General features: G+C 64.5%; 11 protein-coding genes. 10 read left to right on the forward strand and 1 reads right to left on the reverse strand.

Translation table 11 applies throughout. The features are described from left to right. Window positions 1-221: 221 nt before the first annotated feature. A complete protein-coding gene (locus tag HWE17_RS14880; protein WP_176389271.1) occupies window positions 222-1,256 on the reverse strand; it encodes a LacI family DNA-binding transcriptional regulator in 1,035 nt (344 codons plus the stop codon). A 327-nt stretch (window positions 1,257-1,583) separates the two neighbouring features. Between HWE17_RS14880 and araD the strand changes: the two genes are divergently transcribed. The 10 genes from araD to HWE17_RS14930 all read left to right on the forward strand — a co-directional run bounded on the left by araD (window position 1,584) and on the right by HWE17_RS14930 (window position 12,562). Continuing rightward, window positions 1,584-3,320: an L-arabinonate dehydratase gene (gene araD, locus HWE17_RS14885; RefSeq protein WP_176389272.1), complete on the forward strand. Its 1,737-nt coding sequence runs from the start codon at window positions 1,584-1,586 to the stop codon at window positions 3,318-3,320. Between the two features lie 41 nt (window positions 3,321-3,361). Further along, window positions 3,362-4,174 (forward strand): HpcH/HpaI aldolase/citrate lyase family protein, encoded by an 813-nt coding sequence (locus HWE17_RS14890; RefSeq protein ID WP_099403063.1) that lies wholly within the window; start codon window positions 3,362-3,364, stop codon window positions 4,172-4,174. 62 nt (window positions 4,175-4,236) lie between these two features. Next, window positions 4,237-5,340, forward strand: coding sequence for an ABC transporter ATP-binding protein (locus HWE17_RS14895; RefSeq protein ID WP_176389273.1), 1,104 nt, complete (start codon window positions 4,237-4,239; stop codon window positions 5,338-5,340). A gap of 46 nt (window positions 5,341-5,386) precedes the next feature. Then, on the forward strand, window positions 5,387-6,637 hold the full coding sequence (locus tag HWE17_RS14900; RefSeq protein WP_035819750.1) for an ABC transporter substrate-binding protein: 1,251 nt from the start codon (window positions 5,387-5,389) through the stop codon (window positions 6,635-6,637). Window positions 6,638-6,713: 76 nt separating this feature from the next. Then, the gene (locus HWE17_RS14905; RefSeq protein WP_176389274.1) at window positions 6,714-7,628 is read left to right on the forward strand and encodes a carbohydrate ABC transporter permease; all 915 of its coding nucleotides are present in this window, start codon (window positions 6,714-6,716) and stop codon (window positions 7,626-7,628) included. Next, window positions 7,625-8,455: a carbohydrate ABC transporter permease gene (locus tag HWE17_RS14910; RefSeq protein ID WP_034755232.1), complete on the forward strand. Its 831-nt coding sequence runs from the start codon at window positions 7,625-7,627 to the stop codon at window positions 8,453-8,455. The genes HWE17_RS14905 and HWE17_RS14910 overlap by 4 nt, the downstream gene beginning before the upstream one ends. Before the next feature lie 9 nt (window positions 8,456-8,464). Continuing rightward, window positions 8,465-9,361: an aldose 1-epimerase gene (locus HWE17_RS14915; protein WP_176389275.1), complete on the forward strand. Its 897-nt coding sequence runs from the start codon at window positions 8,465-8,467 to the stop codon at window positions 9,359-9,361. Further along, window positions 9,354-10,262: an SMP-30/gluconolactonase/LRE family protein gene (locus HWE17_RS14920; protein WP_176389276.1), complete on the forward strand. Its 909-nt coding sequence runs from the start codon at window positions 9,354-9,356 to the stop codon at window positions 10,260-10,262. Before HWE17_RS14915 ends, HWE17_RS14920 begins: the two co-directional genes overlap by 8 nt. A 28-nt stretch (window positions 10,263-10,290) precedes the next feature. Further along, window positions 10,291-11,079, forward strand: a complete 789-nt coding sequence (locus HWE17_RS14925) for an SDR family NAD(P)-dependent oxidoreductase (RefSeq protein WP_035819757.1) — start codon at window positions 10,291-10,293, stop codon at window positions 11,077-11,079. Window positions 11,080-11,107: 28 nt separating this feature from the next. Beyond that, window positions 11,108-12,562 (forward strand): NAD-dependent succinate-semialdehyde dehydrogenase, encoded by a 1,455-nt coding sequence (locus tag HWE17_RS14930; protein ID WP_176389277.1) that lies wholly within the window; start codon window positions 11,108-11,110, stop codon window positions 12,560-12,562. Window positions 12,563-12,613 lie beyond the last annotated feature (51 nt).

The raw sequence follows: 12,613 nt of genomic DNA on the forward strand, positions 1-12,613 counted from the left end.
ATGAAAAATAATGGTAAAACTTCATATATCCATTAGTAATATTCATAGAATCGCAGACGGGCACAGGCAAAAAAAAGCCCGCTACGGGAGCGGGCTGAATCTAATTCCTGTGAGGAAGTAGAGGAGACAAGTGCATGATGCCGCATCGCAGCATATCCATCCAATTGCATGTTGTGATGATGGAAATATGATTCATCAATATCTGCCCCTGACAGTGGCCGTCAGGCGCTGGCCCGCGCGATCAGCTCGTAGGACAGCGGCGCCAAGGCCGGTGACGCGGCACCCTCGTCCACTTCGCCCAGGCGCTGCAGGATGGCTTGCGCGGCCAGGCGGCCGATGTCATAGCGCGGCACGCGTATCGTCGTCAGCGCCGGCATGAGTTTTTCCGAGAACGGGAAGTCGCCAAAGCCGGCCACCGCGCATTGCTCGGGAATGCGAATGCCCAGGCGCGCCGCTTCATAGATGGCGCCGGCAGCCATGTTGTCGTTGGCAAAAAACAGGGCGTCGGGACGTTCGGCGCGCGCCATTTGCTCGCTGAACACTTGCCCGCCCGCATCGAGCGGCGCCGTCACCGACGCTTGCACGATGTCCGCACGCAAACCCAGCTGCCGCATGGTTTCCTCATAGCCCTGGGCCCGCTTGCGGGCGCGGAAATCGCTGCCGATGCCGCTGTCCACATACACGATGCGCCGGTAGCCTTGCGCGTGCAGGTACAAGGTCATGTCGCGCCCCGTGGCGATGTGCGAAAAGCCGATCTGCGGATACGGCCGCTCGGGGCGGATATCCCACGTTTCGATGACGGGAATCTGCAAGCCCGCCAGCAAGGTTTCCGTGGCGGCGCTGTGGTCGGCGCCCGTCAGCACCAGCGCGCGCGGCGACCAGCCGAGAAAGGCGCGCACGACTTTTTCTTCCGTCTCGATCGAGTAATCGTGGGTGGCCAGCAGCAATTGGTAATTGTGCTGCGACAAGGTGGTCGACAAGCCCTGGATGGTTTCCGCAAAGATGGAGTTCGACACGCTGGGCACGATGGCGCCCACGATGCGGCCCTGGGTCGAGGCCAGACCGCCGGCCGCCTCGTTGCGGATATAGCCGAGCTGGTCGATGGCGCTCTTGATGCGCTCGCGCGTTTCCTGCGACACGCGGTCCGGCTCCTTGAAATAGCGCGACACGGAAATGGCCGAGGTCTGTGCCAATTTGGCCACATCGAACACGGTGCTGCGGCCGAGGCCGCGCCGCTTGCGTACTGGGTCGTTCATGGGTACTGCCTTCTCAAAAATCGGTGATCACCACGCATCATGCCATGGCCGGGCGCACGGGGGACGCCAGCGTAACGCCGGTGCTTTACGGCCCTTCGGCCGGGCCGCATAAATTCCACCCTGGAAATTGGCGTCAATGAAATCATGCCGATAGTGTAAGGGCTGCGCGCCTGCACCCTGCATTAAATCTGTTGACAGCCCCCAGCGATTCAAATTATATTTCGCTGTACTTGCAATGTTAGCGCTAACAAAGGCCAAGAGCAAGACCCGAGACAGCAGCACTGGAACGCCATACGCAGCGCGCCAGGCAACCAAAAAGGACACACATTGAGCTCCGCTACCTCCCGCCGCACGCTGGAATCCCTGCGCAGCCAGCGCTGGCTGGCCCCAGACGACATGCGCTCGTTCGCCCACCGCCAGCGCCTGCAGCAGATGGGCTTGCGCCGCGAGGAATTCCTCGACCGCCCCGTCATCGCCATCATCAATACCTGGAGCGACCTGTCGCCGTGCCACTCGCACCTGCGCGAACGGGCCGAAGCCGTCAAACGGGGCATCCTGCTGGCCGGCGGCTTCCCCGTCGAGCTGCCGGCCCTGTCGCTGGGCGAAGTCATGGTCAAGCCCACCACCATGATCTACCGCAACTTCCTCGCCATGGAAACGGAAGAACTGCTGCGCTCGCTGCCGATCGACGGCGCCGTGCTGCTCGGCGGCTGCGACAAGACCACGCCCGGCATGCTGATGGGCGCCATCAGCATGGACATCCCCGCCATTTTCTGCCCTGCCGGCCCCATGCTCAACGACCGCTACCGCGGCCAGAGCGTGGGCGCGGGTACGCATACCAAGAAATTCTGGGACGACTACGTGGCCGGCGACATCGCCAAGCCCGAGTGGATCAAGCTCGAAGCGAAGATGACGCGCTCGCCCGGCACCTGCAACACCATGGGCACGGCCTCGACCATGACGTCCATCGTCGAGGCGATGGGCTTTACCTTGCCCGGTGCCACCAGCATTCCCGCCATGGATGCCAACCACGTGCGCATGGCCTCGCAATGCGGCGAGCGCATCGTCGACATGGTGTGGGAAGACTTGAAGCCGTCGCGCTTCTTCACCCGCGCCGCGCTGTCGAACGGTGTGGCCGCCTACATGGCGCTCGGCGGCTCGACCAATGCGGCCATCCACCTGGTCGCCATCGCCGGGCGCGCCGGCCTGGCCCTGTCGCTCGATGAAATGGATGCGATGGCGCAAAAAGTCCCGGTCATCGCCAACCTCTTCCCGTCCGGCGACAAGCTGATGGAAGATTTCTTCTATGCTGGCGGCATGCCGGCCCTGCTCAAGGAAATCGCGCCGCAGCTGGACTTGACGGCCTTGACGGTCACGGGCCGCAGCCTGGGCGAAAACATCGCCGACGCCGTCTGCCTCGACGACAGCGTGATCCGCAAGGTGTCGCAGCCGGTGGCCGACGGCGCGGCGCTGGCCGTGCTGCGCGGCAACCTGTGCCCTGGCGGCGCCGTCATCAAGCCGTCGGCCGCCAATCCGAAGTTCGCCAAACACCGGGGACGCGCCCTCGTGTTCGACTCGAACGCGGAGATGCTGGCGCAAATCCATGCGCCCGACCTCGACATCGATGAAAACACGGTGCTGATCCTGCGCAATGGCGGCCCCATCGGCGCGCCCGGCATGCCGGAATGGGGCAATTTGCCCGTGCCGAAAAAGCTGCTGCAGCAGGGCATCCGCGACATGGTGCGCATCTCCGACGCGCGCATGAGCGGCACCCATTACGGCACTTGCGTATTGCACGTGACGCCGGAAGCGGCCGTGGGCGGCCCGCTGGCCCTGGTGCGCAATGGCGACATGATCGAGCTGGACATCGCCGCGCGCACCCTGAACATGGACGTGACGGACGAGGAACTGGCGCGCCGCCGCGCCGAGTGGCAGGCGCCCGCGCAAAAATATGCGCGCGGCTACACCAAGCTGTACATGGAACACGTGACCCAGGCCGACCAGGGCTGCGACCTCGACTTCTTGCTGGGCAACGCCGCCACGCCCGAGCCGCCGATCTTCTGACGCCGCCATCTTCCGACATATATAGAGAGCACAGGATCAACATGGATATCTTGAACAACCCTTTCCGCGCCTTGCTGGCGGACAAAGCAGTACCGCTGGGCAGCTGGCTGATGGCCGGCACGCCCGTCACGGCCGAAGCCATGGGCTGCGCCGGCTTCGACTGGCTGGTGCTGGACATGGAACACGTGCCCATCGACTACCAGGACGCCTACCAGATCCTGCAAGCCGTGGGCGGCACGCCGGCCTGCCCCGTCGTGCGCCTGGCCTGGAACGACCTGGTGCAGATCAAGCGCGCGCTCGACATCGGCGCGCAAACGCTGATGTTCCCGTTCGTGGAAAACGCGGCGGAAGCGCGCAGCGCCGTGGCCGCCACGCGCTATCCGCAGCCGGGCCAGGCCATTCCCGGCACACGCGGTTTTGCCGCCATGCACCGCGCCAGCCGCTATGGCACCGTGCCCGACTACGCCACGCGCGCCAACGGCGCCGTCTTCTCGATTATTCAGCTGGAAACGCCGGCCGCCCTGGCGCAGCTGGAAGAGATCGCCGCCGTCGAGGGCGTCGACGCCCTGTTCGTCGGTCCCGGCGACTTGTCGGCTGCGATGGGCCATATCGGCAATATCGGCCATCCCGACGTGCAGGCGGCGATTGCCAACGCTGCCCGCCGCGCCCGCGCCATAGGCAAACCGATCGGCATTGTCGGCCCTTCGCCGGAAATGGTGCACACTTTCATCCATTACGGCTATGACTACGTGGCCATCGCCTCGGACATGGGCATGATGATGCGCCAGGCCAACGCCTTCATCACGGCCCTGAAACCGTCGCTGGCGAAAGCCCTCGACACGGGTGCCTACTAATTATTTTGTTGCAACGCACGTAGCGCGCTCAGACGCGTCATTCGCATCTTTTGGAGACAAGCATGTCAGGTGTAAAACTGGAAAAGGTCGTCAAGAAGTACGACAACGGCGTCGAAGTCATTCATGGCATCGACCTGGAAATCAAGCAAGGCGAGTTCGTCGTCTTCGTCGGCCCATCGGGCTGCGGCAAGTCCACCCTGATGCGCATGGTCGCTGGGCTCGAGTCCATCACGGGCGGCACCATCTCCATCGAGGGGCAGGTCGTCAACGACTTGCCGCCGCGCGAGCGCGACATCGCCATGGTCTTCCAGGACTATGCGCTGTACCCGCACAAGTCCGTGTTCGACAACCTGGGCTTTGGCTTGAAGCTGCGCAACTTCCCCAAGGAGGAAATCGAACAGCGCGTGCGCGCCGCCGCCACCATCCTGAAAATCGACCACTTGCTCGACCGCAAGCCGCGCGCCCTGTCCGGCGGCCAGCGCCAGCGCGTGGCCATGGGCCGCGCCATCGTGCGCCAGGCCAAGCTGTTCCTGTTCGATGAACCGCTGTCGAACCTGGACGCCCTGCTGCGCTCGGAAATGCGCACGGAAATCAAGAAGCTGCACCAGCGCATCGGCGCCACCACGATTTACGTCACGCATGACCAGGTCGAAGCGATGACCCTGGCCGAACGCATCGTCGTGCTGTCTGGTGGCAACATCATGCAGGTCGGCACGCCGGACCAGATCTACAACGAGCCCGTGTCGAAATTCGTCGCCGGCTTCACCGGTTCGCCGCCGATGAACTTCCTTGGCGCCAAGGTGGCACGCAACGGCGCCGGCCAGGCCGAAATCGTGCTGGGCAAAGCCAGCCTGGCCCTGCCTGCAGCTGCCCAAGCCGCCTGCGGCAAGCTCGACGGCCGCGCCGTTGAATTCGGCATCCGCCCGGAAGACATCACCCTGGAAGCGGCCAGTCCCGCCAGCGCCGCGCTGGCCGCGACGGTCGTGGTGGTCGAACCGCTGGGCGCGGAAACCCTCGTCATCTTCCAGTGCGAAGGCGGCGAATTGACGGCGCGCCTGCCACCCACGTTCGCCCTGGCGCCAGGGCAGCAAGTCACGGTACAGCTGGACATGGAGAAATTCCATCTGTTCGATCCGCAGGGCGGCGCGGTTCTGCCATCCCGATAAGCCGCGCACAAGCGGCATTTCCATACCAAAACAGGAGACAAACATCATGCGTATCAAATCCCTCGTCCTGGCGCTCGGCGCCACTTTCGTCCTCGCCACCGGCGCGCAAGCGCAAACGGTCAAGGTTTTCGTCGGCGGCCAGGAGCGCCCCGAAGTCATGCGCGAACTGTTCGCCAAGTTCATGGCCGCCAATCCCGGCGTCAAGATCGACCTGGAAACGGGCGGCGCCACGTCCGAATTGCAGCAGAAATACCTGAACACGGTGCTGTCGGCCGGCGACACCACCCTGGACGTCTTCCTGATCGACATCATCCGCCCGGCGCAATATGCCTCGGCTGGCTGGATCGAAAGCCTGGACAAATACCTGGGCGCCGACCGCGACAAGATCATGGGCCAGTACCTGCCCGCCTACAAGCAAGCGAATATGGTCGACAACAAGGTCGTGGCCCTGCCCGCCTTTGCCGACGCCATGTTCCTCTACTATCGCAAGGATTTGCTGGCCAAGTACAAGCTGGCGGCGCCGAAAACCTGGGATGAGCTGGCCACCGTGGCGCGCACCATCCAGGCCGGCGAAAAGAATCCGGAATTGCAAGGCATCAGCTTCCAGGGCAAAGCCATCGAAGGCGCCGTCTGCACTTTCCTGTTGCCGTACTGGAGCCAGGGCGGCGAACTGGTCACCAATGGCAAGCTGACCCTGGACAAGCCCAAGGCGGAAGCGGGCCTGGCCATGTGGCGCAAGCTGGTCGACCAGGGCGTGGCGAAAAAGAACATCGCCGAAGTGGCCACCGACGACACGCGCAAGGAATTCCAGGCGGGCAACGTGTTGTTTGCCGTCAACTGGGGCTATGCCTGGAACCACTTCCAGGATGGCGCCGACAGCAGCGTGAAAGATAAAGTCGGCGTCGTCAGCCTGCCGGCCATGGCGGGCGGCAAGCCGGCCTCGTGCATCGGCGGCTGGCAGTGGGCCGTGTCCTCGTTCTCGAAGAACAAGGAAGCGTCGGCCAAGCTGGTGCGTTGGCTGTCGAGCCCGGAAGTGTCGAAGCAGCTGGCCATCAAGGCCTCGAACCTGCCCGTCTACCCGTCCGTCTACCAGGACAAGGAAGTGCTGGCTGTCAATGGCTGGTTCGCCGACGCCCTGCCGGTGGTGCAAAGCGCCCGTTCGCGCCCCGTCACGCCGCGCTACAGCGAAGTGTCGGAAGCCGTGCGCGTGAACACGAATGCCGTGATGGCGGGCGTGAAGACGCCGGCGGCCGGCGTGGCCGAGATCGAAAACCGGGTCAAGCGCATCCTGCGCTAACCGGCATGCGCCCGTGCCGCCACGACGGCGGCCCGGGCGGCACACGCATACGCACACCGCAACAGACGAGGAAATCATGAGGCAACGCACCCTGAAAAGCCGCATCACGGACCCCAGCGAAACGACGCTGGCCTGGGTCCTGCTAACGCCGGCGATTCTGTTTTTACTGCTGATCGTGGCCTACCCGGTCAGCAAACTGATCTACAACAGCTTTTTCGACATCCGCCTGTCCGGCGGCGGCCTGCCCAGTTTCGTGGGCCTGGACAATTACAAGATGGCGCTGGAAGACAGCCTGTTCTGGAAGTCCTTGAAAAACACCATCATCATCACCGTCGTCACCGTGCCTGGCGCGCTGGTGGCGGGCCTGGGCCTGGCCATGCTGGCCAACATGCCGTTCAAATACCGCTGGCCCGTGCGCCTGGCGCTGCTGCTGCCGTGGGCCTTGCCGCTGGCCTTCGTCGGCCTGATCTTCGCCTGGTTCTTCCACAGCGAATACGGCCTGGTGAACGACATCATCCGCCGCATCGACCTGCTGATCCCCGGCCTGGGCTGGGAACCGCAAATCTGGTTCAACTCGCCCGCGCTGACCATGGCCGCCATCTGCATCACGACCATCTGGAAAACCTCGTCGTTCATGGCCCTGATTTTGCTGGCCGGCCTGCAGACCATCCCCGCCTCGCTGTATGAAGCGGCCGAAGTGGACGGCGCCAGCAAGTGGAAGCAATTTACGGAAGTGACCCTGCCGCTCTTGGTGCCATCGATGCTGGTGGCGCTGATCTTCCGTACCTTGACGGCCATCCAGTCCTTCGATATTCCGTACAACATGCCCGGCCCTGGCGATGAAACCAAGACCCTGGCCATGTACATCCAGTCCAATACGGTGGACTACCTTGACGTGGGCTACGGCTCGACCCTGGCGGTATTCATGTTTCTGCTGTCGATGGCCACCACGTTTGTGTATCTGAAATATGTAAGAGGAGACAAAGAATGAGCGGCCTGTTTTCATCGAAGCGCCTGCGCTGGTTCGCCGCCGCGATCGTCATCCTCAACGGCGTCTTTCCCGCCCTGTGGATTCTTTTCACCTCGCTGAAGACCGAGAGCGAACTGACGCAAAAGCCGATCACCTACTGGCCGCACGAACCGACCATCGGCAATTTCATCTCCGCCTTCCAGGACCAGCCGCTGCTGACGTTCCTGACCAACAGCCTGATCGTGGCCGGCCTGTCGACCCTGCTCAGCCTGTTCATCAGCGCGCTGGCCGCGTACGCGATCGCCCGCTTGCGCCTGCGTTTCCGTGGCTTGATCCTGACGGCCATCATCGGCGTGTCGATGTTCCCGCTGGTGACCCTGATGGTGCCGCTGTTCGAGATCATGCGCAGCCTGGGCTTGCTGAACTCCTACTGGGCGCTCGTGCTGCCGTACACGGTGCTGAACCTGCCGATTTGCACCCTGATGATGGTGAGCTTTTTCCAGGATATTCCGCGCGACATCGAGAATGCGGCCATGCTCGACGGCTGCACCCGCCTGAGCGCCCTGTGGCGCATCGTGCTGCCGCTGGCCGCGCCTGGCGTGGCGACGGCCGCCATCCTCGCGTTCGTCAATTCCTGGGACGAGTTCCTGCTGGCGCTGTCGATGAATTCCGCCGTGGCTTACCGCACCCTGCCCGTCGGCATCCAGCTGTACCAGGGCGAGTTCGCCTTCCCGTGGCCGATCATTTCGGCGGCGCTGGTGGTGGCCATCGTGCCCATCGTCGTGCTGATCGTGATCTTCCAGGAAAAGGTCGTCAGCGGCCTGACCTCGGGCGGCTTGAAGGGCTAAGGCGAAGACATGGACCACCAGTCTCCCTTCACCCTGGCGCACGGCGATTGCCGTGCCGACGTCCACCCGGCCACGGGTGGCGCGCTGGCGGCGCTGCGCTGGCGCGGACGCGACATCCTGCGCGCCGCGCCAGCCAACGCCGGTGTGCGGCAGATGGCCTGCTATCCTTTGGTGCCGTATTCGAACCGCATCGGCAACGCCGTGCTGCAGGCGTCGGAACAGACGTATGCGCTGCGCACCAATTTCCCGCCCGAGCCGCACAGCATCCACGGCTTTGGCTGGCAGCGCGCCTGGCACGTGGTGGCGCGCACAAGCGACAGCGCCGAACTGCTGCTCGTGCATGGCGGCGACGCGGACTGGCCATTTGCCTGCACGGTGCAGCAAACCGTGCTGCTCGACGATGCCGGCCTGCGCCTGACTTTATCGGTGCGCAATGACGACACGCGCGCCATGCCCGCCGGCCTGGGATTTCACCCCTACTTCCCGCTGGCGCCTGGCCTGCGCCTGCAAACGCAATGGGATGGCGTGTGGAGCATGGGCGATGACCGCTTGCCGGCCGGCCTCGCACCAGTGGCGCAAGCGTCGCCATTCGCCACGCCGCAGCCGGTGGCCGGCTGGCAGGCGGACAATTGCTACAGCGGCTGGACGGGCCGCGCCAGCCTCGATTACGGAGATTATGCCGTGCAGCTGTCGGCCAGCGACAATTGCCGCCACCTGGTCTGCTTCGCGCCCAACGACGAGCGCGGCTTCATTGCGCTGGAACCCGTCACGCACGCGAATAACGCGTTCGCGCTGGCCGCGCGCGGCGCGCACGACACGGGCATGCGCCTGCTGGCGCCCGGCGAGAGCCTGCACATCGCCATGCGCGTGGCCATCGAAGATACTGCGGAGAAACAGCATGCGTGAATGGCAAGCCGAACTCGTGCTCGACACGCGCGCCCAGCTGGGCGAATGCCCGCTGTGGAGCGTGGCCGAGCAGTGTCTGTACTGGATCGATATCGCCGGGCGCCGTTTGCACCGCTACGATCCGGCGACAAACCTCGACCGCGTCTGGTGGGTGCCGTGCGAGCCGGGCTGCATCGCCCTGGCTGAAAAGGGCGGCCTGGTGGCGGCCCTGCGCGACGGCTTCTACCGTTTCTATCCGCAGGAAGGCTTGCTCGACAAGCTGGCCGATGCACCGTACGACAGCGGCAACATGCGCTTCAACGATGGCCGCTGCGACAGCGCCGGGCGTTTCTGGGCCGGCGCCATGTACGAGCCGCGCACGGCGGAACTGGCCGCCATGTTTTGCCTCGAACGGGGCGCCACACGCCTGGGCTGGGGGCCGCAACACGATCTTGGCGTGAAAGTGAGCAATGGCCTGGCCTTCGCGGAAGATGGAAAATCCCTGTTCCAGTCCGATACGCCAAACCACGTGATCTACCGTTTCGCGTTTGACGCGGCCAGCGGCCAGGTGGGCGAGCGCCAGGTGTTTGCCCGCCTCCCCGTCAAAGGCGAAGAAGCCGTGTATGGCGGCCGCCCCGATGGCGCGGCCATCGACGCGGAAGGCTGCTACTGGAGCGCGCAGTACGAAGGCGGCCGGGTGCTGCGCTTTTCGCCGCAGGGCGAGATCATCGGCATCGTGCGCGTGCCCGTCGCGCGCCCCACCATGATCGCCTTTGGCGGCGCCGACCTGCGCACCCTGTACATCACCAGCGCGCGCGAAGGCGCAAGCGACGATGAACTGGCGCGCCAGCCGCAGGCCGGCGGCCTGTTTGCCGTGCGCCTGGACGTGGCCGGCCGCGCCGAACCCCTTTACCGGGATTGATACCCCACACAACCCTCCCGAGGACAGCATGAACGCCAACATCACTCTTTACCCCAGCCTGCAGGACCGCGTGGTCTTCGTCTCCGGCGGCGGCTCCGGCATCGGTGCTTCCATGGTCGAACACTTCGCCCTGCAAGGCGCGCAAGTGGCTTTTTGCGACATCGACCGCGACGCCAGCGCTGCCCTGGCCGCGCGCCTGGCGCCCCTGTGCCGCCATGCGCCGCATTTCGTGTACAGCGACATCCGCGACATCGCCGCCTACCAGGCCAGTCTGGCCGACGTCGAGGCGCGCTTTGGCGCCATCCGCGTGCTGCTCAATAACGCGGGCCGCGACGACCGCCATTCACTGGCCGAACTGACGCCCGAGTACTGGGACAACTGCCTGGCCCTGAACCTGAAACACCACGTGTTCGCCATCCAGCAGGTGGCGCCCGGCATGGCGGCCGCCGGCGGCGGCTCCATCATCAACCTCGGCTCCATTTCATGGATGCGCGGGCGCCCCAACCTGGTCGGCTACACCACGTCCAAGGCCGGCATCGCGGGCCTGTCGCGCACCCTGGCGCGCGAACTGGGCGAACAGAATATCCGCGTCAACGCCATCGCACCGGGCGCCATCGCCACGGACCGCCAGGCCGCGCTGTGGCGCGATCCGGAAGAAGACCGGCGTTTCATCGAACTGCAATGCCTGAAATACCGGCTCGATGCGGGCCACGTGGCACGCACGGCCCTGTTCCTGGCGGCCGACGATTCGGACGGCATCACGGGCCAGAACATCATCGTCGACGCGGGGCTGGCCCAAGTCTCGGTCGCCGGATAAGCAGCATCCCTCATTCAAGGAGAACCCCATGTTGAACCTGCAAGACGCAAGCCTGTTGAAACAGCAATGCCTGATCGACGGCGCCTGGTGCGACGCCGATGACGGCGCCACCATCGATGTCACCAACCCGGCCACGGGCGACGTGATCGCCACCGTGCCGCGCATGGGCGCGGCCGAAACGCGGCGCGCCATCGCCGCCTCGCATGCGGCCTTCCGGCTGTGGCGCAAGCAGACGGTGAAGGCGCGCGCCACGGTGCTGCGCGCCTGGCATGCCTTGATTTTGCAGCACGCCGATGACCTGGCGCTGATCCTCACCAGCGAGCAAGGCAAGTCGCTGGCCGAAGCGAAGGGCGAGATCGTCTCGAACGCGGCCTACCTGGAATGGTTTGCCGAGGAAGGCAAGCGCGCGTATGGCGACGTCATCGCGCCGCCGTCGAACGACAAGCGCATCGTCGTCATCAAGCAGCCGATCGGCGTGTGCGCGGCCATCACGCCGTGGAATTTCCCGAACGGCATGATCACGCGCAAAGCCGGCCCCGCCCTGGCGGCCGGCTGCAGCATGGTCTTGAAACCGGCATCGCAAACGCCGCTGTCGGCCCTGGCCCTGGGCGAACTGGCGCTGCGCGCCGGCGTGCCGCCCGGCGTCTTCAATGTGGTGACGGGCGCCGCGCAAGCGATCGGCACGGAACTGTGCCACAACGACCTGGTACGCAAGATCACGTTTACGGGATCGACGGAAGTGGGCGCCTGGCTGTCGCGCGAGGCGGCCGGCACCATCAAGAAGCTGTCGCTGGAACTGGGCGGCAACGCGCCCTTCATCGTCTTCGACGATGCCGACATCGACGCGGCCGTCGAAGGCGTGCTGATGTCGAAATACCGCAACAGCGGGCAGACCTGCGTGTGCGCCAACCGCATCTACGTGCAGGACAGCATCTACGACGATTTCGCCGCCCGCCTCGTGACCAAGGTGGCCGAGCTGAAACTGGGCAACGGCCTGGACGCGGGCGTCACGCAAGGCCCGCTGATCGATGAAAACGCCGTGCGCAAGATCGAGCAGCACATCGCCGACGCGCTGTCCAAGGGCGGCAAGCTGGCCATCGGCGGCAAGCGCCACGCGCTGGGCGGCAGCTTTTTCGAGCCCAGCGTGGTACTGGAAGCGAACAGCGACATGCTGGTCGCCACCGAGGAAACCTTCGCCCCGCTGGCGCCGCTGTTCCGCTTCCACAGCGAAGACGAAGTCGTCGCCATGGCCAACGCCACGCAATTCGGCCTGGCCGGCTATTTCTACAGCCGCGACCTGGGCAGGGTCTGGCGCGTGGCCGAAGAACTGGAAGTGGGCATGGTCGGCATCAACACGGGCATGATCGCCAATGAAATGGCGCCATTCGGCGGCGTCAAGCATTCGGGCATGGGCCGCGAAGGCTCGCACTACGGCATGGACGACTTTCTCGATATCAAATATTTGTGCATGGGAGGGATTTGATTATTTAATGTAGGCAAGGCAGGGATCAGCAAGCATACTCATAAAAAACAC

This window comes from Janthinobacterium sp. BJB401 (assembly GCF_013372745.1).
Classification (GTDB): Bacteria; Pseudomonadota; Gammaproteobacteria; order Burkholderiales; family Burkholderiaceae_D; genus Janthinobacterium; species Janthinobacterium rivuli.

What these genes read in the sequence shown, in the direction of transcription:
- HWE17_RS14905 (WP_176389274.1), top strand. Translation starts at nt 6,714, where the DNA reads ATGAGGCAACGCACCCTGAAAAGCCGCATCACGGACCCCAGCGAAACG.
- HWE17_RS14900 (WP_035819750.1), top strand. Translation starts at nt 5,387, where the DNA reads ATGCGTATCAAATCCCTCGTCCTGGCGCTCGGCGCCACTTTCGTCCTC.
- HWE17_RS14925 (WP_035819757.1), top strand. Translation starts at nt 10,291, where the DNA reads ATGAACGCCAACATCACTCTTTACCCCAGCCTGCAGGACCGCGTGGTC.
- HWE17_RS14930 (WP_176389277.1), top strand. Translation starts at nt 11,108, where the DNA reads ATGTTGAACCTGCAAGACGCAAGCCTGTTGAAACAGCAATGCCTGATC.
- HWE17_RS14910 (WP_034755232.1), top strand. Translation starts at nt 7,625, where the DNA reads ATGAGCGGCCTGTTTTCATCGAAGCGCCTGCGCTGGTTCGCCGCCGCG.
- HWE17_RS14920 (WP_176389276.1), top strand. Translation starts at nt 9,354, where the DNA reads ATGCGTGAATGGCAAGCCGAACTCGTGCTCGACACGCGCGCCCAGCTG.
- HWE17_RS14880 (WP_176389271.1), bottom strand. Translation starts at nt 1,256, where the DNA reads ATGAACGACCCAGTACGCAAGCGGCGCGGCCTCGGCCGCAGCACCGTG.
- HWE17_RS14915 (WP_176389275.1), top strand. Translation starts at nt 8,465, where the DNA reads ATGGACCACCAGTCTCCCTTCACCCTGGCGCACGGCGATTGCCGTGCC.
- HWE17_RS14895 (WP_176389273.1), top strand. Translation starts at nt 4,237, where the DNA reads ATGTCAGGTGTAAAACTGGAAAAGGTCGTCAAGAAGTACGACAACGGC.
- HWE17_RS14890 (WP_099403063.1), top strand. Translation starts at nt 3,362, where the DNA reads ATGGATATCTTGAACAACCCTTTCCGCGCCTTGCTGGCGGACAAAGCA.